The 24,914-nt window shown below is 67.6% G+C and carries 17 protein-coding genes; 13 read left to right on the top strand and 4 right to left on the bottom strand.

Going from position 1 to position 24,914, the window contains the following annotated elements; genetic code table 11:
- Positions 1-56: 56 nt before the first annotated feature.
- The 10 genes from lipQ (at position 57) to ACZYVJ_RS06430 (ending at position 17,546) form a co-directional block, all read left to right on the top strand.
- Positions 57-1,304: an esterase LipQ gene (gene lipQ / locus ACZYVJ_RS06475; RefSeq protein WP_463830258.1), complete on the top strand. Its 1,248-nt coding sequence runs from the start codon at positions 57-59 to the stop codon at positions 1,302-1,304.
- A gap of 137 nt (positions 1,305-1,441) precedes the next feature.
- Complete coding sequence (locus ACZYVJ_RS06470) at positions 1,442-2,911, top strand: WS/DGAT/MGAT family O-acyltransferase (RefSeq protein ID WP_463830257.1); 1,470 nt, start codon at positions 1,442-1,444, stop codon at positions 2,909-2,911.
- Between the two features lie 47 nt (positions 2,912-2,958).
- Positions 2,959-4,752 (top strand): HAD-IB family hydrolase, encoded by a 1,794-nt coding sequence (locus ACZYVJ_RS06465; protein WP_463832871.1) that lies wholly within the window; start codon positions 2,959-2,961, stop codon positions 4,750-4,752.
- Entirely contained in the window at positions 4,749-7,103 is a 2,355-nt protein-coding gene (locus ACZYVJ_RS06460; protein ID WP_463830256.1) for a glycerol-3-phosphate 1-O-acyltransferase, read from the top strand. The genes ACZYVJ_RS06465 and ACZYVJ_RS06460 overlap by 4 nt, the downstream gene beginning before the upstream one ends.
- 29 nt (positions 7,104-7,132) lie before the next feature.
- Positions 7,133-9,199, top strand: a complete 2,067-nt coding sequence (locus ACZYVJ_RS06455; RefSeq protein WP_463830255.1) for a bifunctional copper resistance protein CopD/cytochrome c oxidase assembly protein — start codon at positions 7,133-7,135, stop codon at positions 9,197-9,199.
- Between the two features lie 124 nt (positions 9,200-9,323).
- Positions 9,324-9,803 (top strand): single-stranded DNA-binding protein, encoded by a 480-nt coding sequence (locus ACZYVJ_RS06450; RefSeq protein WP_463830254.1) that lies wholly within the window; start codon positions 9,324-9,326, stop codon positions 9,801-9,803.
- Between the two features lie 77 nt (positions 9,804-9,880).
- A complete protein-coding gene (ettA, locus tag ACZYVJ_RS06445; RefSeq protein ID WP_463830253.1) occupies positions 9,881-11,557 on the top strand; it encodes an energy-dependent translational throttle protein EttA in 1,677 nt (558 codons plus the stop codon).
- A 78-nt stretch (positions 11,558-11,635) separates the two neighbouring features.
- A complete protein-coding gene (locus ACZYVJ_RS06440; RefSeq protein WP_463830252.1) occupies positions 11,636-16,477 on the top strand; it encodes an NAD-glutamate dehydrogenase in 4,842 nt (1,613 codons plus the stop codon).
- Positions 16,474-16,887: an acyl-CoA thioesterase gene (locus ACZYVJ_RS06435; protein WP_463830251.1), complete on the top strand. Its 414-nt coding sequence runs from the start codon at positions 16,474-16,476 to the stop codon at positions 16,885-16,887. Before ACZYVJ_RS06440 ends, ACZYVJ_RS06435 begins: the two co-directional genes overlap by 4 nt.
- Positions 16,875-17,546 carry a DUF8185 domain-containing protein gene (locus ACZYVJ_RS06430; protein WP_463830250.1) on the top strand — a complete coding sequence of 224 codons (672 nt, stop codon included), beginning with the start codon at positions 16,875-16,877 and terminating at the stop codon, positions 17,544-17,546. Before ACZYVJ_RS06435 ends, ACZYVJ_RS06430 begins: the two co-directional genes overlap by 13 nt.
- A gap of 79 nt (positions 17,547-17,625) precedes the next feature.
- On the opposite strand, the gene ACZYVJ_RS06425 is transcribed toward ACZYVJ_RS06430, so the two are convergent.
- The 3 genes from ACZYVJ_RS06425 to ACZYVJ_RS06415 form a co-directional block, all read right to left on the bottom strand.
- Positions 17,626-18,642: a pyridine nucleotide-disulfide oxidoreductase gene (locus tag ACZYVJ_RS06425; protein ID WP_463832870.1), complete on the bottom strand. Its 1,017-nt coding sequence runs from the start codon at positions 18,640-18,642 to the stop codon at positions 17,626-17,628.
- 87 nt (positions 18,643-18,729) lie between these two features.
- Complete coding sequence (locus tag ACZYVJ_RS06420; RefSeq protein ID WP_463830249.1) at positions 18,730-20,295, bottom strand: glycoside hydrolase family 13 protein; 1,566 nt, start codon at positions 20,293-20,295, stop codon at positions 18,730-18,732.
- 25 nt (positions 20,296-20,320) lie between these two features.
- Positions 20,321-20,716: a globin gene (locus ACZYVJ_RS06415; RefSeq protein WP_463830248.1), complete on the bottom strand. Its 396-nt coding sequence runs from the start codon at positions 20,714-20,716 to the stop codon at positions 20,321-20,323.
- A gap of 145 nt (positions 20,717-20,861) precedes the next feature.
- Between ACZYVJ_RS06415 and ACZYVJ_RS06410 the strand changes: the two genes are divergently transcribed.
- From ACZYVJ_RS06410 to ACZYVJ_RS06400, 3 genes are all read left to right on the top strand, one after another.
- Positions 20,862-21,509, top strand: a complete 648-nt coding sequence (locus tag ACZYVJ_RS06410) for an HNH endonuclease (RefSeq protein WP_463830247.1) — start codon at positions 20,862-20,864, stop codon at positions 21,507-21,509.
- 68 nt (positions 21,510-21,577) lie between these two features.
- Positions 21,578-21,805 (top strand): aa3-type cytochrome oxidase subunit CtaJ, encoded by a 228-nt coding sequence (gene ctaJ / locus ACZYVJ_RS06405; RefSeq protein WP_064885731.1) that lies wholly within the window; start codon positions 21,578-21,580, stop codon positions 21,803-21,805.
- On the top strand, positions 21,792-22,259 hold the full coding sequence (locus tag ACZYVJ_RS06400; protein ID WP_463830246.1) for a DUF5130 domain-containing protein: 468 nt from the start codon (positions 21,792-21,794) through the stop codon (positions 22,257-22,259). The genes ctaJ and ACZYVJ_RS06400 overlap by 14 nt, the downstream gene beginning before the upstream one ends.
- A 15-nt stretch (positions 22,260-22,274) precedes the next feature.
- Here the strand turns inward: ACZYVJ_RS06400 and pepN are convergent, their stop codons facing one another.
- Entirely contained in the window at positions 22,275-24,854 is a 2,580-nt protein-coding gene (gene pepN, locus ACZYVJ_RS06395; protein ID WP_463830245.1) for an aminopeptidase N, read from the bottom strand.
- Between the last annotated feature and the right edge of the window lie 60 nt (positions 24,855-24,914).

Raw genomic sequence — 24,914 nt, 5'->3', positions numbered from 1 at the left:
ACATCGGCCGTTAACCGCGACGAGGCGTGTGCATAACGTCGAGAGGTGACGTTGCGATGAGCGTGGCCAGCAATCAGTCTTCGCCCTGCGCGTGGGCGGGCGCCCAGGCGGCACGCCTGGCAGCCGAAGCCCGGGACGTCTATCAGCTCGGCAATCTCGTGCTGCGCGGCGGGCCGTTCGCGCTGGGCTGCTTGGCCGGTTGGCTTTCCACGGAGTTCCCCCCGCACGTCCTGACCGGGCACGCGCTGTCACGGGTCTCGCACCCGTCCGTCGGCCAGGTCGGCAAGACGTTGGCCGCCCAGCGGGCGGACAAGACCCTCACCACGGCGCTGGAGGAGGCCTTCGGCCCCGAGTTTGGTGAGCAGGTCTGTCACCCCGCGGCCGTCGGGGCGCTGTGCGCCCCGCGAACAGGCCTGTTGGGCCGCCCCGGGCCGCACCGCCGGTACGCCGCGCAGACTTCCGACATCTCCTACGGCCCGAGCGCGCGTGACCACCTGCTCGACATCTGGCGACGCGATGACCTGGCCCCCGGGTGCCGGGCGCCGGTGCTGATCCAGGTGCCGGGCGGGGCTTGGGCGCTGAACGGCAGGCGCCCGCAGGCCTACACGCTGATGAGCCGAATGGTTCAACTCGGCTGGATCTGCGTCTCGATCGATTACAGCAAGAGCCCGCGCGCCACCTTTCCGGCACACCTGGTCGACGTGAAAAGGGCGATCGCCTGGGTGCGGGAGAACATCGCCGACTACGGCGGCGACCCTGACTTCATCGCGATCACCGGCGGCTCGGCGGGCGGGCACCTGGCCTCCCTGGCGGCGCTCACCCCGAATGACCCCACCTTCCAACCGGGCTTCGAAGACGCCGACACCACCGTGCAAGCGGTGGCGCCCTACTACGGCGTCTACGACTTCACCGACTTCGAGAACATGCACCCACTGATGCTGCCGTTCCTCGAACAGTTCGTGATGAAGGCCCGCTACGCCGACGAGCCCGAGCGCTTCATGGCGGCGTCGCCGGTTTCCTATGTGCACAGCGACGCGCCGCCCTTCTTCGTGCTGCACGGCGAGAAGGACGAATTGGTGCCCAGCGGCCAGGCTCGCGCGTTCTGCGCGGCACTGCGCGCGACCGGGGCGGCCACGGTCGTCCACGCCGAACTCGGCAACGCGCACCACGCTTTCGACATCACACCGACGGTTCGATCGCGGCTGGCCGCTGACGCCGTCGCCGATTTCCTCGGGGTCGTCTACGGGCGCCGCGTCAGCGCACTGCTGGATTCGCTGCCCCTGTCGGCCACTTCGGCCAGCTGAGCCCCCGCCCCGCAACCTGGCGCTCCTTTCACCAGCGCGGTAACCCGACTAGCGTTGGGTAGAGCATTGGGGTTGGTGGGGTCCAAGGCAGGAGGCTTGATCGACGGTGACAACGTTGGCGCGTCGAGCTGGTGACCATGGCTGAGTCCGTCGAGGCGATTAAGTTGTCCGACCAGCTCGGGCCGGTCGACTACCTACTGCACAGGGGAGAGGCGAACCCCCGCACCCGGTCCGGGATCATGGCGCTCGAGCTTCTGGACCGCACGCCGGACTGGGAACAATTCCGCGCCCGATTCGAAAGCGCCTCGCGACGCGTGCTGCGGCTGCGGCAAAAGGTCGTCGTGCCAACCCTGCCGACCGCGTCGCCGCGCTGGGTGGTCGACCCCGACTTCAACCTGGATTTCCACGTGCGCCGCGTGCGGGTGTCCGAACCCGGCACGCTGCGTGAGGTATTCGATCTCGCCGAGCTCATCCTGCAGTCGCCGATGGACATCTCGCGGCCGCTGTGGACGGCCACCCTGGTCGAGGGTTTGGCCGACGGCCAGGCCGCGACGCTGCTGCATGTCAGTCACGCCGTCACCGACGGCGTGGGTGGAGTCCAGATGTTCGCCGAGATCTATGACCTCGAGCGCAATCCGCCGGCAAAGCCGACGCTGCCGCTGCCCGTCCCGCAGGACCTGACGTCCAATGACCTGATGCGCCAGGGCATCAACCACCTGCCCTCCGCCGTGGTCGGCGGCGTCATGAACGCGCTGTCCGGCGCGGTCTCGGCGGCCGGGCGGGCGGTCCTGGAACCGACGGCCACCGTGTCCGGGATCGTCGGCTACGCGATGTCGGGCATGCGGGTGCTCAACCGCGCCGCCGAGCCGTCGCCGCTGCTGCGCCGGCGCAGTCTGGCCACCCGCAGCGAGGCGATCGATATCCCGCTCGCCGACCTGCACAAGGCCGCGAAGGCCGGCGGCGGGTCGATCAACGACGCCTACCTTGCCGGGCTCTGCGGCGCCTTGCGCCGCTACCACCAGGCGTTCGGCGTGCCGATCAGCACGCTGCCGATGGCGGTGCCGGTCAGCCTTCGGGCCGAAGCGGATACGGCCGGCGGCAACAGATTCACCGGCGTCAATCTGGCGGCGCCGATCGGGACCGCCGACCCCGTCTCCCGGATGAAGAAGATTCGCGCTCAGATGACGCAGCGCCGCGACGAGCCCGCGATGAACATCATCGGTTCTTTTGCCCCGGTGCTCAGCGTGTTGCCGACCGCGGTGCTGGAAGGGATCACCGGCTCGGTGATCGGCTCCGACGTCCAGGCCAGCAACGTCCCGGTCTTTCCGGGAGACACCTACATCGCCGGTGCAAAAATATTGCGGCAGTACGGTATCGGTCCGCTGCCCGGTGTGGCGATGATGGCGGTGCTGATTTCTCGGGGCGGGTGGTGCACCATCACCGTGCGCTACGACAAGGCCTCCGTGCGGAACGAGGCATTGTTCGCCCAATGCCTGCTGGACGGCTTCGACGAGATCCTGGCGCTGGCCGATGACCCACCACCGCGCGCGGTGGCCGCCTCATTCGTCGAGCCGGCCGTGTCCACCCGATCGGTGGCGGGCTCGTGAGCGCCTCGAAAAAGCAGGGGGACAACGGCGAAACTCCAGGGCAGGACATGCGGTTGCCCGGCTCCGTCGCCGAGATCATGGCCAGCCCCGCCGGACCGAAGATCGGCGCGTTCTTTGACTTGGACGGCACGCTGGTCGCCGGCTTCACCGCGATCATTCTGACCCAGGAGCGGCTGCTGCGCCGCGACATGGGTGTGGGGGAGTTGCTCGGCATGGTGCAGGCCGGCCTGAGCCACACCCTGGGCCGTATCGAGTTCGAGGACCTCATCGGCAAAGCCGCCGCGGCGCTGACCGGTCGATTGCTCGACGACCTGGAAGAGATCGGCGAGCGGCTGTTCGTCCAGCGGATCGAATCCCGGATCTACCCGGAGATGCGCGAGCTGGTGCGCGCGCACATGGCCCGCGGCCACACCGTCGTGCTCAGCTCGTCGGCGCTGACCATCCAGGTCAACCCCGTCGCGCGGTTCCTGGGCATTCCCAACATGCTGACCAACAAGTTCGAGACCACCGAGGCCGGCATGCTGACCGGTGGCGTCGAGAAGCCGATCCTGTGGGGCCCGGGCAAAGCCGCTGCGGTGCAACGCTTTGCCGCCGAGCACGACATCGATCTCAAGGACAGCTACTTCTACGCCGACGGTGACGAGGACGTCGCTCTGATGTACCTGGTCGGCAATCCGAGGCCGACGAACCCCGAGGGGAAAATGGCGGCGGTGGCCAAGCGCCGCGGTTGGCCGATCCTGAGATTCAGCAGCCGGGGTCCGGTGGGTTTGCGGCGGCAGGTGCGCACCCTTGCCGGACTCGGCTCGATTGTCCCCGTCGGGGCCGGCGCAGTGGCAATGGGTGTGCTGACCGGTAGCCGGCGGCGGGGCGCCAACTTCTTTACTTCCATTTTTTCCAACACCGTGCTGGCGACCACGGGAGTGCATCTCAATGTCGTCGGGAAAGAGAATCTGACCGCCCAACGTCCGGCCGTTTTCATCTACAACCACCGCAATCAGGTTGACCCGGTCATCGCCGGTGCGCTGGTGAATGACAACTGGGTTGCCGTAGCCAAGAAGGAATTGCAAAAGAATCCGATCATGGCCCTGCTCGGCAAAGCGTTGGACGGCGTGTTCATCGACCGAGACGATTCGGCCTCGGCGCTGGAGACTATGCGCACGGTCGAAGAGAGAGCCAAGAACGGCCTTTCCATTGTGATGGCGCCGGAAGGTACCCGGCTGGACACCACTGAGGTCGGCCCCTTCAAGAAGGGACCATTTCGTCTCGCGATGGCCGCGGGCATCCCTATCGTGCCGATCGTGATCCGCAACGCCGAGCTGGTCGCCGCGCGGAACTCGACGGTCATCAACCCGGGCACCGTCGACGTCGCGGTCTTTCCGCCGATCTCGGTGCAGGACTGGACGCTTGACACGCTGCCGGACCGCATCGCCGAGGTGCGCCAGCTCTATCTGGACACCCTCGCCAGCTGGCCCGTCGACGAACTGCCCGAGGTCGACCTGTTTGCCGAGAAGAAGGCGGCCGACAAGGCGCGGAGCCGAAAAGCTCAACCACCGGCCAAGAAGGCACCGGCCAAGAAGGCACCCGCGAAGAAGGCGCCGGCGAAGAAGGCGCCCGCGAAGAAGGCGCCCGCGAAGAAGGCGGCGGCCAAGAAGGCACCGGCGAAGAAGGCACCCGCTAAGAAGGCCCCGGCAAAGAAGGCGGTTCCAAAAGCGAAGCCGCCCAAGGCAAACCCCCACGAATCCGAGGCCGCCCTCAGAGACGGTGAGGCGCAACGACCCGCCGCCGAGGCGGGGGCCGCCAACGCCGAGCCGCCCGAATCGCCGCCCCGAGGGCATCCGTGACCGAACCGGCCGCAGATAGCAGCGCGGTTCTTGCCGAACGAGACTCGCTTGTGTTGGCGTCGATGGCCTCGCCGGTCGAGATGCAATTGGTGACGGCGTGGATGGATCAACAGCGCGCCGGCCATCCGGGGGCGAACTTCGGTCTGGTGAAACTGCCGGCGCTCGACGCGCCGGCGGAAGCGATGACGGCCCTGGCCGAACAGCTCGAATCCGGCGAAGACCGTTCGATCGTGCCGGTGCGGGTGTTCTGGCTGCCGGAGCCGAATCGCGGCCGGGTGGCCAAGCTGGCCGGACTGCTCCCCGGCCGGGATCCCTACCACCCCAACGAACGTCGGCAAGAACAGATCGTGCGGACGGCACCCCAGCGCGCACGGGTGGTGGCCGGTGAAGCGGCGACCGTCTCCGAGCTGCGCCGGCAGTGGCGTGACACCACCGTCGGGGAAGACAGGAACGACTTCGCTCAATTCGTGATCCGCCGCGCCATCTTGGCGATGGAACGCGTCGAGTACCGGATCCTCGGACCGCAGTACAAGTCACCGCGGCTGGTGAAGCCGGAGATATTGGCCTCCAGCCGGTTTCGCGCGGGTCTGGCCAAGATTCCCGGCGCCACCGTCGACGAGGCCGGAAAGATGCTCGACGAACTCGCCACCGGGTGGAGCCGGGCCTCGGTCGACCTCGTCGGGGTTCTCGGCAGGATGCTCAGCCGCGGGTTCGATCCCGAGATCGACTACGACGGCTATCAGGTCGCGGCGATGCGGGCCGGCCTGGAAGCGCACCCGGCGGTGCTGTTGTTCTCGCACCGGTCCTACATCGACGGCGCGGTGTTGCCGGTCGCCATGCAGGAGAACCGCTTACCGCCGGTGCACGTGTTCGCGGGCATCAACCTGTCGTTCGGCGCGATGGGCCCGCTGCTGCGGCGCTCCGGTGTCATCTTCATCCGCCGCAACATCGGCAACGACCAGCTCTACAAGTACGTGCTGCGCGAATACGTCGGCTACATCGTTGAAAAGCGGTTCAACCTGAGCTGGTCCATCGAGGGCACCCGCTCGCGCACCGGGAAGATGCTGCCACCCAAGCTGGGTCTGCTGGCCTACGTCGCCGACGCCTACCTGGACGGACGCAGCGAAGACATTCTGCTGCAACCGGTCTCGATCAGCTTCGACCAGCTGCACGAGACCGCCGAATACGCCGCGTACGCCCGCGGCGGCGAGAAGACGCCCGAAGGCGTCGGCTGGCTGTACAACTTCATCCGCGCGCAGGGGGAACGCAACTACGGCAAGATCTACGTCCGATTCCCCGAAGCCGTGTCGATGCGCCAGTACCTGGGTGCCGCGCACGGCCCGTTGGCGCACGATCCGGACGCCAAAAGGCTTGCGCTGCAGAAGATGTCGTTCGAGGTCGCCTGGCGAATCCTGCAGGCGACGCCGGTGACGGCGACTGGTCTGGTGTGCGCTCTGCTGCTGACCACCCGCGGCGCGGCGTTGACCCTCGGCCAGCTGCACCACACCCTGCAGGATTCGCTGGATTACCTGGAACGCAAACAAAACCCGATGTCCATCAGCGCGTTGCGGCTGCGTACACACGACGGGGTGCGCGCGGCGGTCGACGCGCTGTCCAACGGGCACCCCATCACCCGGGTCGACGGCGGCCGGGAGCCGGTGTGGCGCATCGCGCAAGACGAGCAGCACGCCGCCGCGTTCTACCGCAACTCGGTGATCCACGCGTTCCTGGAGACCTCGATCGTCGAACTCGCGCTGGCCCACGTCCGCCACGTCGACGGCGACCGCATGGAGGCCTTCTGGACCCAGGCGACTCGGTTGCGCGATCTGCTGAAGTTCGACTTCTATTTCGCCGACTCGGCGACCTTCCGGGCCAACATCGCCGGAGAGATGGCGTGGCACAACAATTGGGAAGCCCACGTGTCCGCGGGAGGCGACGAGATCCACGCGCTGTTGTTCGCCAAGCGTCCGCTGATGGCGGACGCGATGCTGCGGGTGTTCTTCGAGGCCTACGAGATCGTCGCCGACGTGCTGCGTGACGCGCCCGCCGACATCGGACACAAGGAACTGACCGACCTGGCGTTGGGCGTCGGCCGACAGTATGTGGCGCAGACCCGGATCCGCAGCAGCGAATCGGTGTCGACGCTGTTGTTCGCCACCGCGCGCCAGGTCGTCGACGACCAAGACCTGATCGCGGCGGCCCCGGACCTGGTCGACAGGCGCGGCGCTTTTCTGCAAGAGCTGCGCGACATCCTGCAGGACTTCAACTACGTCGGGCAGATCGCGCGCGATCAGTTCGTGGCCCGCGAGGCCAAGGCGCGCCAGGGCCTTCTGGACAGCCAGACTCTGTAGCCGGCGGGGCCCGCCCATACCCTGGACATATGACCGTCGCCCCGCCGGCCGGAAAGGCCCCGACCGCGCCCTCGACCCAGCGCCGCGCGCTGGTGTGGCCGGTGCTGGCCGGTGTCGCCGTGCTGGGCGGCTGCACGGCCGCCGGCATCGGGATGCTCTCGCTGGCCAGCGCGCTGACCGTGACGGGCCTGCCCGACCCGGGCCAGGTGACCACGCTGGGGCTGCCGTTCGTCCGCGCCGCGGGTGAGATCGCCGCCGTGCTCGCGGTCGGGTCGTTCCTGTTCGCCGCGTTTCTGGTGCCGCCGCAGCGCAACGGCGTCCTCGACGCCGACGGCTATCGGGCCCTTCGGCTCGGGACGGTGGCGTCGGGGGTATGGGCGGTGTGTGCCGCCCTGCTGGTCCCGCTGACCATCTCCGACGTGTCCGGCCATCCCGTCGCCGACATTCCTCCGATGCGGATGTGGTCGCTGGCGGGCCTGATCGCCAATGCCTCGGCCTGGCGCTGGACCGCGATCATGGCCGCGGTGATCACGCTGGCGAGCCTGTCGGTACTGCGCTGGTCGTGGACGCCGGTGCTGGCCGCCGCGGCGGTGATGACGCTGATTCCGCTGGGCCTGACCGGACATTCGTCGGCGGGCGGTTCGCACGACCTGGCCACCAACGGCCTGCTGATTCACCTGGTCGCCGCCAGCCTGTGGGCCGGTGGTCTGCTCGCCCTGCTGGCCCACGCCCTGCGCGGCGGCGGCCACCTCGGGCTGGCCGCGCGGCGTTTCTCGACGATCGCGCTGTGGTGTTGGGTCGCGATGGCGGTGAGCGGAGTGGTCAACGCCCTGGTGCGGGTGCAGCCGTCCGACCTGTTCGGCACCGACTACGGCCGGCTGGTCACCGCCAAGTTCGTCGCGCTGTGCCTGCTGGGCGGGCTTGGCTGGCGCCAGCGGCGCGTGAGTGTGGCTGCGCTGCAAGCGGATCCGAGGCCTTCGCGCGCGCGTGCTGCCCTGCTGCGGCTGACGCTGATCGAGGCCGCCATTTTCAGCGTCACCTTCGGCATCGCCGTCGGGCTGGGCCGCACGCCACCGCCCCCGCCGCCGGCGCGGTTGCCGTCGATCCCCGAAGCCGAGATCGGCTACGACTTCGACGGGCCGCCCACCGTGGCGCGCATCCTGTTCGACTGGCGCTTCGACCTGATCTTCGGCTCCGCGGCCCTCATCTTCGCCGCACTGTATGTGGCGGGCCTGGTACGGCTGCGCCGCCGCGGCGACAGGTGGCCGCCGGGCCGCACCGTCTCCTGGCTGCTCGGCTGCCTGGTGTTGCTATTCGCGACGTCCTCGGGCGTCGGACGCTACATGCCTGCGATGTTCAGCATGCACATGGTGGTCCACATGTGCCTGTCGATGCTGATCCCGATCCTGCTGGTGCTCGGCGCCCCGGTCACCCTGGCGTTGCGGGCGCTGCCCGCGGCCGGCCGTGACGACCCGCCAGGCATGCGCGAATGGCTGTTGGCCGCGCTGCACAGCCGCCTATCCCGGTTCCTCACCAACCCGGTGGTGGCCACCGTGCTGTTCGTCGCCGGGTTCTACGGGCTGTATCTGTCGAACCTGTTCGATATCACGGCGAGCAGCCACGCCGGGCATCTGGCGATGAACCTGCACTTTCTGCTGAGCGGCTACCTATTCTATTGGGTGGTGATCGGGGTGGACCCGACGCCGCGACCGATCCCGCCGCTGGCGAAGGTGGCCGTGGTGTTCGCCTCACTGCCGCTGCACGCCTTCTTCGGGGTGGTGTTGATGGGCACCAAGAAGGTGCTCGCTGCCGACTATTACCGCTCGCTGGGCCTGAGCTGGCACACCGATCTGCTGGGCGATCAGCGACTGGGCGGGGGCATCGCCTGGGCGGCGGGGGAATTCCCGCTGGTGATCGTGATGCTCGCGCTGCTCATCCAGTGGGCGCGCAGCGATCGCCGTACCGCCAAGCGGCTGGACCGGGCCGCCGACCGCGACGATGACGCCGAGCTGGTCGCCTACAACGCGATGCTCGCGCAGCTGGCACAGGGTGAGACTCCCAAGCGGTCCGGCCAGGCCCCCGCCGATCCCGACTGATCCACAGTCGCGGTTTCTTCCACAGCGACGGCCGATCTCCGGGTTGTTCCCGCGGCGTTCGTCGGTGGCGCCGCGCCTACTGGTGGCCATCGAGTCAGAGCAGCAATCGAGAAGGGATCACTCAATGTTCGAAACCCCGCTTACCGTGGTCGGCCACATCGTCAACAACCCCGAACGTCGACAGCTCGGCGCCCAGGAGGTCATCAAGTTTCGCGTCGCCAGCAATTCCCGGCGGCGCACGGCCGACGGCGGCTGGGAGCCCGGCAATTCGCTCTTCATCAACGTCAATTGCTGGGGCAAGTTGGTCACCGGCGTGGGAGCCGCGTTGGGCAAGGGTGCACCGGTCATCGTGGTGGGCCACGTGTACACCAGCGAGTACGAGGACCGTGACGGCAACCGCCGGTCGTCGCTGGAGATGCGCGCCACCTCTGTCGGGCCCGACGTGTCCCGTGCGATTGTGCGCATCGAGCGGCCGGGCTACACCGGTCCGGCTGCCACCGCGGCCACCACACCGCCAGCGGACGTGTCCGACGCCGCTGGTGAGGCCGCTGATACCGAGGGCGTCGAGTCCGCTGACACCGGCCCGCTGCCGCTGAGCGCTTAGCGGCGGGGCTGCCGCTGCCGCGCGATGCCTAGGATGGTCCGCGAGCACTCTGCAAACCAGAAAGGCATAACCGCGGCATGGCTGAGTTCATCTACACGATGAAAAAGGTCCGCAAGGCGCACGGCGACAAGGTGATCCTGGACGACGTCACGTTGAGCTTCTATCCAGGCGCCAAGATCGGTGTCGTCGGCCCCAACGGCGCCGGCAAGTCGAGCGTCTTGCGGATCATGGCGGGCCTGGACAAGCCGAACAACGGTGATGCCTTCTTGGCCAACGACGCGACCGTCGGCATCCTGCTGCAGGAGCCCCCGCTGAACGAGGAAAAGACCGTTCGCGGCAACGTCGAAGAAGGCCTGGGCGAGATCAAGGTCAAGCTCGACCGCTTCAACGAGGTCGCCGAGTTGATGGCCACCGACTACTCCGATGAGTTGATGGAGGAGATGGGCCGGCTGCAGGAGGAACTCGACCACGCCGACGCGTGGGACCTCGATTCGCAGCTGGAGCAGGCCATGGACGCGCTGCGCTGCCCGCCGCCCGACGAGCCGGTGACCAATCTGTCCGGTGGTGAACGCCGCCGCGTCGCGCTGTGCAAGCTGCTGCTGTCCAAGCCCGACCTGCTGCTGCTCGACGAGCCGACCAACCACCTGGACGCCGAGAGCGTGCAGTGGCTCGAGCAGCACCTCGCCTCCTATGCGGGCGCGATCCTGGCGGTCACCCACGACCGGTACTTCCTGGACAACGTCGCCGAATGGATCCTGGAACTGGACCGCGGCCGCGCCTACCCCTACGAGGGCAACTACTCCACCTACCTGGAGAAGAAGGGCGAGCGGATCGCGGTGCAGGGCCGCAAGGACGCCAAGCTGCAGAAGCGGTTGGCCGAGGAGCTGGCGTGGGTGCGCTCCGGGGCCAAGGCGCGTCAGGCCAAGGGCAAGGCGCGGCTGCAGCGCTACGAGGAGATGGCCGCCGAGGCCGAGAAGACGCGCAAGCTCGACTTCGAGGAGATCCAGATCCCGGTCGGCCCGCGGCTGGGCAGCGTGGTGGTCGAGGTCGACCACCTCGACAAGGGCTACGACGGCCGCACCCTGATCAAGGACCTGTCCTTCACCCTGCCGCGCAACGGCATCGTCGGCGTCATCGGCCCCAACGGGGTCGGCAAGACCACGCTGTTCAAAACCATCGTCGGGCTCGAGGAGCCGGACAGCGGCACGGTCAAGGTCGGCGAGACCGTCAAGCTCAGCTACGTCGACCAGACCCGCGCCGGAATCGATCCCAAAAAGAACGTGTGGGAAGTCGTCTCCGACGGGCTGGACCACATCGTCGTCGGCCAGACCGAGGTGCCGTCGCGGGCGTATGTGTCGGCGTTCGGATTCAAGGGACCGGATCAGCAGAAGCCGGCCGGCGTGCTCTCCGGTGGCGAGCGCAACAGGCTCAACCTCGCGCTGACGCTCAAGCAGGGCGGAAACCTCATCCTGCTCGACGAGCCCACCAACGACCTCGACGTCGAGACGCTCAGTTCGCTGGAGAACGCGCTGGAGCAATTCCCCGGCTGCGCGGTGGTGATTTCGCACGACCGCTGGTTCCTGGACCGGACCTGCACGCACATCCTGGCCTGGGAGGGTGACGACGACAACGAGGCCAAGTGGTTCTGGTTCGAGGGCAACTTCGGTGCGTACGAGGAGAACAAGATCGAACGTCTCGGCGCCGAAGCGGCACGGCCGCACAGAGTGACCCATCGCAAGCTGACGCGCGACTAGTGTCAGCTCTGCCCCGCACCGCCACGGAACGGGGCGACCGAGCGCACTGACAACCGTCGCCAGTTGGGAGCTATCGGCATGACGATCGATCCCGGAGCCAGGCACGATCTCGAGCCGTGGACGACCTTCACCCGCCAGCAGGACATCCCGGAGTGGATCTCGAGGGCCTACGTAGAGAGCTATCGCGGGCCGCATAGCGACGAGTCGGGTGGCGCGGAAACCCGGCCCATCGACCTGACCGTGCCGGCGGCGATCGTGACCCCGGCCATGCTGAGCGCGCACTATCGCCTCGGCCTGCACCGGCCCGACGGCGAGAGCCGTGTCGCGGTGTACCCGGCAGAAGACCCCGCCGGGTTCGGGCCCGCCCTGCAGGTCGTCACCGATCACGGCGTCATGCTGATGGATTCCGTCACCGTGCTGCTACACCGGCTCGGTGTCCCGTACACGGCCATCATGACGCCGGTGTTCGATGTGCATCGCAGCCCCGAGGGCGACCTGCTGCGCGTCGAGGCGAAAACCGAAGGCGCATCGCAATACACCGGCGAAGCGTGGATCCACGTGCAACTGCTGCCATCGGTCGACAGCAAGGGACTCACCGAAGTCGAACGACTGCTGCCGAAGGTGCTGGCCGACGTGCAACAGGTCGCCAGCGACGCGTCGGATTTGATCGCCGCGCTGAACGATCTGGCCGCGCAGGTCGAAGCCAACGCCGACGACCACTTCTCGGCGCCGGACCGTGATGACGTCGCGGCGTTGCTGCGCTGGCTGGGCAACGGCAACTTCCTGCTGCTCGGCTACCAGCGCGCCCACGTGCACGACGGCAAGGTCTCCGGCGACGGGTCGCCCGGCCTCGGCGTGCTGCGCACCCGCACCGGCTCGCGTCCCCGGCTGACCGACGACGACAGATTGCTGGTGCTCGCGCAATCGGTGGTGGGCAGCTATCTGCGCTACGGCGCCTACCCGTATGCCATCGCGGTCCGCGAATACGTCGACGGCGCCGTGGTCGAGCACCGCTTCGTCGGGCTGTTCACGGTGGCCGCCATGAACGCCGATGTCCTGGAAATCCCGACGATCTCGCGCCGGGTCCGGGAAGCGCTGGCGATGGCCGACAGTGACCCGATCCACCCGGGCCAGTTGCTACTCGACGTCATTCAGACCGTTCCCCGCTCGGAGCTGTTCACGCTCAGCGCCGAACGACTCCTGGCGATGGCCAAAGCGGTGGTGGATCTGGGACCGCAGCGAAACGCGTTGCTGTTCCTGCGCGCCGACCGCCTGCAGTACTTCGTTTCCTGCCTGGTGTATCTGCCCCGCGACCGCTACACCACGGCGGTGCGGCTGCAGATCGAGGACATCCTGGTCCACGAATTCGGCGGTACCCGGCTGGAATTCACCGCGCGGGTCAGCGAATCACCTTGGGCCCTGATGCATTTCATGGTTCGCCTACCGTCCGACGGCCCCGGCGCCGCGCCGGTCGATATCTCCGAAGGCAACCGGATCCGCATTCAGGCGCTGCTGAGCGAAGCGGCGCGCACCTGGGCCGACCGACTCGTCACCGCCGCCGCGGAAGGGCCCGTGGGGCACGCCGATGCCGAGTACTACGCCGCCGCCTTCCCCGAGGTCTACAAGCAGGCCGTCGCCCCGGCCGACGCGATCGACCACATCGCCATCATCAATGGGCTGCAAGACAACTCGGTCAAGCTGGTGTTCACCGAGGCGGAGGACGGAACGGCCCAGCTGACCTGGTTCCTGGGCGGACGCACCGCCTCGCTGAGCCAGTTGCTGCCGATGCTGCAGAGCATGGGTGTGGTGGTGCTCGAGGAGCGCCCCTTCACCGTAGAGCGGTCCGACGGGCTGCCGGTGTGGATCTATCAGTTCAAGATCTCACCGCACCCGACCATCCGGCTGGCGTCGACGCAGGAGGAGCGCGACGCGATGGCCGAGCGGTTCGCCGACGCGGTCACCGCGATCTGGCAGGGCCGCCTCGAGATCGACCGGTTCAACGAGCTGGTGATGCGCGCGGGCCTTCGATGGCAACAGGTTGTGCTGTTGCGGGCGTACGCAAAGTACCTGCGGCAGGCGAACTTTCCCTACAGCCAGTCATACATTGAGTCGGTGCTCAACGAGCATCCCTCGACCGCACGATCACTCGTCGCGCTCTTCGAGGCGCTGTTCGACCCCGACACCGATTCGTCGGCGAGCCGCGATGCGCAGGCCGCCGCCGCGGCGGTCGCCGCCGACATCGACGCGCTGGTGAGCCTGGACACCGACCGCATTCTGCGTGCCTTCGCATCGCTGGTGCAGGCCACGCTGCGGACCAATTACTTTGTGACGAGCGAGGGTTCGGCCCGGGCCCGAAACGTGTTGGCGATCAAGCTGGACGCCCAGCTGGTCGACGAGCTGCCGCTGCCGCGCCCCAAATACGAGATCTTCGTCTACTCGCCCCGGGTCGAGGGCGTGCACCTGCGGTTCGGGCCGGTGGCCCGGGGCGGTCTGCGCTGGTCGGACCGTCGGGACGACTTCCGCACCGAGATCCTGGGCTTGGTCAAGGCGCAGGCGGTGAAGAACGCCGTCATCGTGCCGGTGGGTGCCAAGGGCGGGTTCGTCCTCAAGCGGCCACCGCTGCCCACCGGCGAGGCCGCCGCCGACCGCGACGCCAGCCGCGCCGAGGGCGTGGCCTGCTATCAGCTGTTCATCTCCGGCCTGCTCGACGTCACCGACAACGTCGACCATGCGACCGGAAAGGTCAGCCCGCCACCCGAAGTCGTCCGGCGCGACGGCGACGACGCGTACCTGGTGGTGGCGGCGGACAAGGGCACCGCCACCTTCTCCGACATCGCCAACGACGTCGCGAAGTCCTACGGATTCTGGCTGGGTGACGCGTTCGCGTCCGGCGGGTCGGTCGGGTACGACCACAAGGCCATGGGCATCACCGCCAGGGGCGCGTGGGCGGCCGTCAAACGGCACTTCCGGGAGATGGACGTCGACACGCAGACCGAGGACTTCACCGTGGTGGGAATCGGCGACATGAGCGGCGACGTCTTTGGCAACGGCATGCTGCTGAGCAAGCACATTCGGCTGCTCGCCGCCTTCGACCACCGGCACATCTTCTTGGACCCCAACCCCGACGCCGCGCGTTCGTGGGAGGAACGCCGCCGGATGTTCGCCCTGCCGCGGTCCAGCTGGGAGGACTACGACACGTCGTTGATCAGTGCGGGCGGCGGGGTGTACAGCCGTGAGCACAAGGCGATTCCGGTCAGCCCCCAGGTCCGTGACGCGCTGGGCATCGAGGGCGACGTCGCCGAGATGACGCCGCCCAACATGATCAAGGCGATCCTGCAGGCACCGGTGGACCTGCTGTTCAACGGCGGCATCGGCACCTACATCAAGGCGGAGTCCGAATCCGACGCCGACGTCGGCGACCGCGCCAACGATCCGGTCCGGGTCAACGGAAGCCAGGTGCGCGCCAAGGTGATCGGCGAGGGCGGCAACCTCGGGGTGACCGCGCTCGGTCGCGTCGAATTCGATTTGGCGGGCGGCCGGATCAACACCGACGCCATGGACAACTCGGCCGGCGTGGATACCTCGGACCACGAGGTCAACATCAAGATCTTGATCGACTCGCTGGTGACCGCCGGCAAGGTCAAGCCGGAGGAGCGCAAACCGCTGCTGGAGTCGATGACCGACGAGGTCGCGCAGCTGGTGCTCACCGACAACGACGACCAGAACGACCTGATCGGCACCAGCCGGGCGAACGCGGCGAGCCTGCTGCCGGTGCACGCCAGGCTGATTCAGTACCTGGTCGACGAGCGTGGCATCCACCGAGACCTGGAAGCGCTGCCCTCGGAGAAGGAGATCGCGCGCCGGGCCGAGGCCGGCATCGGTCTCACCTCGCCGGAGATGTGCACCCTGATGGCGCACGTGAAGCTGGGGCTCAAGGAGGAGATGCTCGAAACCGAGCTCACCGAGCAGGACGTGTTCGCCTCCCGGCTGCCGCTGTACTTCCCGAAACCGTTGCGGGAGCGGTTCACTCCGGAGATCCGCACGCATCAGCTGCGCCGTGAGATCGTCACCACCATGCTGATCAACGACTTGGTGGACGCCGCCGGCATCAGCTACGCGTTCCGGATCGTCGAGGACGTCGGTGTGGGGTCGGTCGACGCGGTGCGCACCTACGTCGCCACCGACGCCATCTTCGGGGTGGGAGAGACGTGGCGGCGCATCCGTGCGGCGAATCTGCCTGTCGCGCTCTCGGATCGGCTCACGCTGGACACCCGGAGGCTGATCGACCGCGCCGGCCGCTGGCTGCTGAACTACCGTCCGCAGCCGCTGGCGGTCGGCGCCGAGATCAACCGGTTCGCCGCCAAGGTCAAGGCGCTGACGCCACGCATGTCGGAATGGCTGCGCGGCGACGACAAGGCCATCGTGGAAAAGGAGGCCGCCGAATTCACCTCCCAGGGCGCGCCCGAAGACCTCGCCTACTCGGTGGCCGCCGGCCTCTACCGATTCAGCCTGCTCGACATCATCGACATCGGTGACATCACCGACATCGACGCCGCCGAGGTCGCCGACACCTACTTCGCGCTGATGGACCGGCTCGGCACCGACGGGTTGCTGACGGCGGTATCCGAACTGCCGCGCCGAGACCGATGGCATTCCTTGGCGCGCTTGGCGATTCGTGACGACATCTATGCTTCGCTGCGGTCGCTGTGCTTCGATGTGCTCGCCGTGGGGGAGCCGGACGAAAGTGGTGAAGAGAAGATCGCCGAGTGGGAACACCTGAGCGCCTCCAGGGTCGAGCGGGCCCGCCGTACACTCATCGAGGTCCAGGAAAGCGGAGACAAGGATCTCGCGACGCTGTCCGTCGCCGCGCGACAAATCCGTCGCATGACCCGCACTAGTGGAAGAGGATCGTCAAGTTGAACGTCGGCTTCGTCGCGCCCGTGCCAGTGCGCTGGTCGGACATCGACATGTACCAGCACGTCAACCACGCCACCATGGTCACGATCCTCGAGGAGGCACGCGTCCAGTTCCTGCGTGAGGCGTTCGAGGTCGACATCTTGACCATCGGATTGCTCATCGCCGAAGTAAAGGTGACCTACAAAGGCCAACTGCGGCTGGTGGATTCACCGCTGCAGGTGACCATGTGGACCAAGCGGTTGCGGGCCGTCGACTTCACGCTCGGCTACGAGGTGCGCTCGGTCGCCGCGGATCCCGAGTCGAAGCCCGCCGTCATCGCCGAGTCGCAACTGGCCGCCGTCCACATCGAGGAGGAGCGGCTGGTGCGCCTCTCGCCACAACATCGGGAGTATCTGCAACGGTGGATCAGGTAGCCGACCGAGGACTATGGCTGGGCGCGGACTCCAGGGACGCCCACCGCACGGATCTGGCCGCGTTCGTCGATCGCGCACTGCGGCTCGACGACGCCGCGATCATCCGATTCCGGACTCGATCCCCAGGGCTGCTGACAGCCTGGGTCGCAACGGGTTTCGACGTGCTGGCCAGCAGGGTGGTGGTCGGCGAGGTGCGGCCCGGCGATCTGTCGGTCGGCGCCGACGCGCTGGCGCGCGGGCTGTCCGCGATGGACGCCGCGGGTTACGTCGATCCCGGCTTCGCGATGGATTCGGCGTGGCGGGTTGCGTTGCCGCCGGAATCCGGCTTCACCCACGTCGAGGACATCCCGGCCCGGGTGATACTCGACCTCGCGCAACGCGGTGCGCAGCTTGCCAAGGAGCACAGCAGTTCTCACGGCCCGCCGGTGTCGTTGCTCGACCAGGAGGTCATTCAGGTCAGCGCGCCCGACGTGCAGGTCGGGCTGCCGATGCGCTGCGTGTTCGCGTTGACCGCGATGGGTTTCCTGCCGCAGTCACCCGATGCGGTCGACGCCGACGAACTGATCCGGGTCCGGATACTGCCGACGTGGTTGCGTCTGGACGCCCGGTTCGGTTCGGTGTATCGCCGGCGCGGCGATCCCGCGCTGCTGCTGGGCTGACGCGGCCGGCCGCGGACGATTTCTCAAACGGATCGGGCTGAGTTTAAAGCGTTCGCCGGCCGGGTTCGGTCGCGCCAGATCATGGCCCGTAGCGCAGCCACAGCGGCAGCACCGCGTCCAGATGGTCCATGAATTTCTTCAGGCCCACGCGGAACTGCCCGTACCCGTACGGGTCTTCGGCGTACTGGGGGAACGCGATGCCCACCCCGAACAGGCCGGGGGCCAGGATTCCGTTGGTCCGGTTGTAGTCCAGCTGCCCCCACTGCGGGGTCTCGGGCAACTTCCTGCGCTCGAAGCCGACGGTGTAGACGACGCGGTCACACTGCGCCAACTTCTCGGCGAATTCCGGGCTCGACACCCAGCACCTCTCCAGGCGGTCGGGAAGCACCCCGTCGATGTTCTCCCGCGCCCAGACTGCCGCCTGGCCCTTCAGGCCGGTGTCATCAAACAAGATCCAATCATCCAGATAGACAGCGTATTTCAGGGGGCTTTGGTAGAAATTGACGATGCGTTTGACGGGGTGGCGCAGCAGATTCGGCAGTACGATCATCGACGAGTGCGACGAGCCGAACACGGCGACCGTCGCGCCCTCGAGTGATTCTGCGGCCAGCTTCTGGGGGTCCAGGGCGACCTGGACTTCGATCTCGACGAGGCCGGGGTGGCAAAGTTTTTTGGGATCAGCGCCGACGGCCAGGATCACGTTCGTCGAGGAGATGTCGCGTTGGTCCGTCTGGACCCGCCACTGCCGGTTCTCCAAGAACAGCGCGGTGGCGGTGGCCGTGAGGTCGTCGACCTGTCCACGGAGCTGCTCGGTGATCCACACCAGGGGCTCGGCGACCAGGCCGAGGGCACAGGTTTCTTGCGGATCGATCTCCTTGAGCGGCATCGGTGGTGCCTCGGAGAAACGAAATGCCTTGGAACCGTTGAGGTATTCGAGGAACAACGCCACGTGGGTGTTGCTCGACACCGACCGCCATTTCTGGCCGATGTCGCCGGCGGCGAAGGCCGGATCGACCCAGGCGATCCGTTCGCCCGCGACTCCGTGATCCAGCAGCCTTCCCACCGCGGCGATGCCCGCGGGTCCGGCACCGATCACTGTCCACTCGTAGGAAGCCATGCACAACATATAGAGCAGTCCGCCGCAAAACGCTCACCGGGACCTGGGCGGCGCGACCCGGACCGGCTACGCCAGCCAGGCCGCCGAATCCGGTGGCAGTTTGCCCTCCAGCAGTGGCGCGCTGGCCAAGATCAGCTCGCCCGCCGGCAGCGGCACCGGCGAGTCGCCGCTGTTGAGCGCGCAGATCAGCCCACCGGGGCGCCGGAAGATCACCGCATCGCCGGACGCATCGAGCCACTCGATCCCGTCGCCATCGAATTCCACACGGCGGTTGCGCAATTCGAGAGCCCGCTGGAAAAACGACAGGGTGGAGTCGGGATCGCCGCTCTGCTTCTCGACGGTCAGCGCCGCCCAGTCCTTCGGCATCGGTAACCAGGTGTCTGGTGAGGACGAGAACCCGAACGGGGGTTCCTCGCCCGACCACGGGATCGGCACCCGGCACTTGTCCCGGCCCCGCTCGGTGTGCCCCGACCGTTCCCACGTCGGGTCCTGCAGCACCTCCTCGGGCAGGTCCAGCACGTCGGGCAGCCCGAGCTCCTCACCGTTGTAGATGAACACCGTGCCGGGCAGGGCGAGCATCGCCATCGCCATGGCGCGGGCCCTGCGCAGCCCGATGTCACCGCCGCCGTAGCGGGTGACCTCGCGGTCCACGTCGTGATTGGACAGTGTCCAGGTCGGGACGGCGTCATAGATGGCGGTGGCCGCAAGCGAGTTCTCGATGGCGTCGCGGATTTGGCCGGCGTCGAAGGCGATCTTGGTCAGCCGGAAATTGAAGCCGAGATGCAGTTCGTCGGGTCGCAGGTACTCGGCCCAGAGCAGGTTGTCCATCACCCACACCTCACCGATGGTCACCGCCCCGGGATACTCGTCGACGATCTTGCGGATCTTGCGGTGGATGTCGTGCACGGCTGGATTGTTGAAACGCGGGTCGTCGTCGGTGTGGCTCAACACCTTGACGTCGTTCTTGGCGTCGGGCAGGCCGGGCGGCTTGGCCATTCCGTGCGCCACGTCGATGCGGAAGCCATCCACCCCACGGTCCAGCCAAAACCGCAGCGAAGTCGCGAAGTCCTCGAAGACCTCGGGGTTCTCCCAGTTCAGGTCCGGCTGCTCGGCGTCGAAGAGGTGCAGGTAGTACTGGCCGGGGTGGCCGTCGGGCTCGACCACCCGCGTCCAGGCCGAGCCGCCGAACACCGACGTCCAGTTGTTCGGCGGCAGCGCCCCGTCGGGCCCTTTGCCGTCGCGGAAGTGGTAACGCTCCCGTGCATCGGTGCCCGGGCCGGCGGCCAGCGCAGCCTGGAACCAAGGGTGCGCAGAGCTGGTGTGGTTGGGCACCACGTCCATGGTGAGCTTGATCCCCCGCTGGTGTGCCGCCGCGATCAGCCGCTCGATCGCAGGCATTCCGCCGAATAGCGGGTCGATGTCCCGCGGGTCGGCGACGTCGTAACCATGGTCGGCCATCGGCGAGACGGTGACCGGGCTGAGCCAGATCGCGTCCACGCCCAGCCGCTCCAGGTGATCCAGATGGGCAACGATTCCGTCGATGTCGCCGACGCCGTCGCCATTGCTGTCGGCGAACGATCGTGGATAGACCTGGTAAAAGACCGCGTTCGACCACCATGCTGCGGGGCTCATAGTGCTCCGTTCGGTTGCGAGATATCTAGAAGGGCGAGTTGACCAGTGAGTCGGCAGCCATTTCCAGGTAGTTGAGCAATTCGCGACGGTGGTCGTCGTCGAGCGTCTGCGCATCGATGGACGCGACCGCGGTGTGCATGCACCGCAGCCACGCGTCACGCGCCAGGGGAGTGATCCGGAACGGCACGTGACGCATCCGCAGCCGCGGGTGTCCGCGCCGATCGGAGTAGGTGCGCGGGCCGCCCCAGTACTGCTCGAGGAACATCCGCAGGCGTTCTTCGGCGCCCTCGAGGTCGTCCAGCGGATACAGCTCACGCAGGATCTCGTCTTCGGGAACCTGGGCGTAAAAGCGCGCGACGATCGCGTGGAAAGTCTCGGCGCCGCCGACCGCGTCGTAGAAGGACTCTGCTACCTGATCCATCGCCATCCATTGTGGTGCATCTGCGCGGTGCCGATCGGAGGCGGCCCGACTCCATGCCTGCTGTTCACGGGTTGGACACGGCGTTTCACCTGCAATAGGGGTGCGATTGGCGGCGAATCATGGTGGACTGTTCGACGGAGGATCTATGGCGCAGGGCAAAAGACGCCGCAGCCACCGCAATCCGGTAGCCGCGGCAGGGTCGATCGGGCCCACAACCGTGTCGTCGCTGCATAGTGTTGAGATCCATCCGTCCGCGCGCCCCGAGGGCGCGTCCATCTGGAGTCGCAGGCGGGTCCTGCTGCTGAATTCCACCTACGAGCCGCTGACCGCGCTGCCGATGCGCCGCGCGATCGTGATGGTGATCTGTGGGAAGGCCGATGTGGTCCACCACGATCCGGCCGGCCCCGTCATCCACTCGGCGACCAACTCGATCGTGGTGCCGTCGGTGATCCAGCTGCGGACCTACGTCCGCGTCCCGTACCGGGCGCGCGTCCCGATGACCCGCGCCGCGCTGATGCACCGCGACCGGTTCTGCTGCGCCTACTGCGGGGCGAAGGCGGACACCGTCGACCACGTGCTGCCCCGCAGCCGCGGCGGCGACCATTCCTGGGAGAACTGCGTCGCGTGCTGCTCGACCTGCAACCACCGCAAGGGCGACAAGCTGCTCAGCGAGCTCGGCTGGACGCTGCGCCGGCCGCCGCTGCCGCCGACCGGGCAGCACTGGCGGCTGCTGTCGACCGTCAAGGAACTGGATCCGGCCTGGGCCCGATATCTCGGCGAGGGCGCGGCCTGATCGCCGAATCGGGTGTCCGGTCGCGCCGGTAGATCGCTTCGTGGGATACGGTTTGCGTCGTGAGTCCTATGCATGTCCATCTGTTCATCGTCGGAATTCCGCTGTTGCTGGTGGTTGTGCTGTCGGTGTTGATCTGGTCCCGCAAGGGACCGCACCCGGCGGCCTACAAGCTGGGCGAGAAGTGGACGCACCCGCCGATCCTGTGGGCCGCGACCGGTGAAGACGTCGGCCACGCTCACGGCGGGCACGGCACGTCGGAATTCTCAGTCGGAGGTGGCGCCAGTGGCACGTGGTGAGGTAGCGACGCGGGAACCCACCGAGCTGCCGGCCGGCTGGGTCATCACCACCAGCGGGCGGATCTCGGGCGTTACCGAGCCCGGCGAGCTGTCCGTGCATTTCCCGTTTTCGACCAAAGACCTGGTCGCCGTGGACGATGCGCTGAAGTTCGGCTCCCGGGCGTCCAAGACGCGCTTCGCGATCTACCTGGGCGACCTGGGCAGCGACACCGCCGCGCGGGCCCGCGAGATCCTGGCCGACGTGCCGACGCCGGACAACGCGGTGCTGCTGGCCGTCTCGCCCGACCAGAAGGTCATCGAGGTGGTCTACGGCACGAAGGTTCGCGGCCGCGGCGCCGAGTCGGCCGCACCGTTGGGTGTGGCCGCCCCGTCGTCGGCGTTCGAGCGGGGCGACCTGGTCGACGGCCTGGTCAGCGCGATCCGCGTGCTCAGCGCCGGGATTTCGCCCGCCTGACCTTCGCCGTCGGGCTCAGCCCTCGCCGGCGTCGAACCGGCGCGCGCGCAGCGAACGCTTCACCCCGGCCTGGCCCTCGAGCACCAGGCGTCGCAACGCCGCCGGCACCTCCGGGTCGGACAGGAACTTGTCCGCGGCGGCGACGCTGTCGTCGCTGATGTCCCAGTGCGGGTACAGCCCGATCACCACCGTCTGGGCCACCTCGCTGGACCGGCGCGCCCAGACGCCGGAGATCGCCTCGAAATAGCGCGCGGTGAACGGCTTGAGCAACTCGGCCTGCCCGGCCGGGGCGATGCCCGCAATGATCGAGCGGGCGGTGATGTTGGCCAGGGTGTCGTCCTCGACCACCGTCGTCCAGGCCGCCTCCTTGACCTCCAGCTGCGGTCGCGCCGTCGCCGCCTGGGCGCCGTGACGCTTGCCGGCGGCGGTCGGGTCGCGCTGAATCTCGGCATCGATGAACGGCGTCGCGGGCCCGTCGGCGTCGACACTGCCCGCGGTGGCCAGCGCCGTCACGATCCGCCACCGCAGGTCCGTGTCGACTTCCAGGCCGGCCAGCCCCAGCTCGGCGGGGTCGCTGTCCAGCAGGTCCGCCAGCGTTTCGATATGGCCGGCCGACAGCACCGACGAGCACAGCGTGTTGACGAAGGCGAGCTGGTGATCCGAGCCGGGCTGCGCGCCGCGCGCCAGCTCCAGCAGCCGGTCGGCGAACTGCGGCCAGCCGTGCTCGCGCGCCCAGTCCTGCTCGGCGTACGACGTCAGCGCCGTCTGCGCCTGCAGCAGCAGCCGCTGCGCCACGCCGACCTCGGATTCGGCGTGCACGCCGCCCGTCACCAGCGCCACGAAGTCGCGGGCCCGCAGCTCAGCCTCGCGCGTCATCTCCCAAGCGGCCGACCAGACCAGCGAGCGCGGCAGCGGCTCGGCGATGTCGGCGATGCGCTCCAGCGCGGTGCGCAGCGACTCTGCGTCCAGCCGTAACGAGCAATACGTCAGGTCGTCGTCATTGACCAGCACCAGGTGGCCCCGCGAAACACCAACCAGCGCAGGAACTTCCGTGACGGGACCCTCGACGTCGAGTTCCTCCCGGTGCACCCGCACCAGCTTCCCGGTCCCGTCGTCGTCGTAGATCCCGACCGCCAATCGGTGCACGCGGGTCTCGCCGGCGCCCGGAGCGGCGCCGCTCTGGGTCACCGCGAACCGGGTGAACTTGCCGTTGGTGTCGGCGTCGAACTCCGGGCGCAGCGTGTTCAGCCCGGTCGTCTTCAGCCACTGCTGACCCCAGTCGGACAGGTCGCGCCCGGACGCCTGCTCCAGCGCGGCGACCAGATCGTCGAACGTCGCGTTGCCGAAGGCGTGGGCGCGGAAGTAATCGCGCAACCCGGCCAGGAAGTGCTCGAGCCCGACGTAGGCGACCAACTGCTTGAGCACCGAGGCGCCCTTGGCGTAGGTGATGCCGTCGAAGTTCACCTCGACCGCGGCCAGGTCGGGGATGTCGGCGGCGATCGGATGGGTGGACGGTAGCTGATCCTGGCGGTAGGCCCACGACTTCTCGACCGTCGCGAACGTCGTCCAGGCTTCGGTGAATTCCGTTGCCTCGCTTTGGCATAGCACCGATGCGAAGGTCGCGAACGACTCGTTCAGCCACAGGTCATCCCACCACGCCATGGTGACCAGGTCGCCGAACCACATGTGCGCCATCTCGTGCAGCACGGTCTCGGCGCGCCGCTCATAGGAGGCCCGGGTGACTTTGCTGCGAAACACGTAGTCCTCGAGGAACGTCACCGCGCCCGCGTTTTCCATTGCGCCGGCGTTGAATTCGGGGACGAACAGCTGATCGTATTTCCCGAACGCGTAGGGCAGGCCAAAGTTCTTGTGGTAGAAGCCAAATCCCTGCTTGGTCTGGGTGAACAGCCGGTCGGCGTCCATGTGCTGGGCCAGCGAGGACCGGCAGAAGATGCCCAGCGGGATCTCGCCGTGCTCGTCGGTGTAGGAGTCGTTCCACTCGGCGTAGGGGCCGGCGATCAGGGCGACCAGGTAGGTGCTCATCCGCGGCGTGGTGGCGAAGGTGTGCAGGCCGTCGTTCACCGACACCGTCGCGCCGTTGGAGATCACCTTCCAATGCGCGGGCGCGGTGACCCGCACGTCGAAGGTCGCCTTCATGTCGGGCTGGTCGAAGCAGGCGAACATGCGCTTGGCGTCGGCGGTTTCGAACTGCGAGTACAGGTAGGTCTCGTTGTCGACCGGGTCGACGAACCGATGCAGACCCTCACCGGTGTTGGAGTAGAGGCAGTCCGCGTCGACCACCACGACGTTGCGGTCGGCAAGTCCGCGCAGGGGGATACCGGTGGACTCGTCGTACCCGGAGACGTCCAGGTCGCGCCCGTTGAGCGTGGCGCCGCGGATGGTGTCGGCGGCGATGTCGATGACCGAGTCGGCGCCGGCCAGCGCGTCGAAAACCACCGTGGTGATCGAGCGGAAGGTCCGTTCACCGGGAGCGCCGGAGCCGTCGGTGACATCGAGGTCGATCTGATAACTGGTGACGGTGATCAGCGAGGCACGCTCGACGGCTTGTTCGCGGGTTAGGTTGGGGAGAGCCACGTGTCCAACTTACGGGTCGGGCAAACCGGGAACAGGATGCAGACGCCTACGGTTGTGCAG

The sequence above is a fragment of the Mycobacterium sp. IDUB_3 genome (assembly GCF_055419585.1).
Note: the sequence above shows the minus strand (reverse complement) of the source record. Positions and strands in the feature narration are given on the sequence as shown.